Annotated in this window: 1 protein-coding gene; it reads left to right on the plus strand. The window is 36.2% G+C overall.

Features of this window, described 5'->3' with window-relative positions:
• Positions 1–42: 42 nt before the first annotated feature.
• On the plus strand, positions 43–268 hold a 226-nt coding region (locus ACZ3HH_RS30205; protein WP_465810273.1), incomplete at its 3' end, for a phenol hydroxylase subunit.

Genomic DNA, 268 nt, shown 5'->3' on the forward strand with positions numbered 1-268 from the left:
GTTGCAATTGTTAATGAAAATCGAATAATTTTGGAGACAGCTATGAAAATCAATTATCCCCTCAAATTGGGCATAGATTCAACTCGCCGATTTTATCGAGTAAAAGAGATTCGTTCAGACGGATTTGTTGTATTTGATTTTGCTATTGGTGAACCAGACTTATCTGTTGAACTAATTTTGCCACGCTCAGCTTTTGAAGCCTTCTCCAATCAAGCTGGTATAGAGGAAATTAGCAAACAAGATTCTGAAAAAGCCAAACAACGACAAT

The organism is Pseudomonas sp. PME37.24/025 (assembly GCF_055556615.1).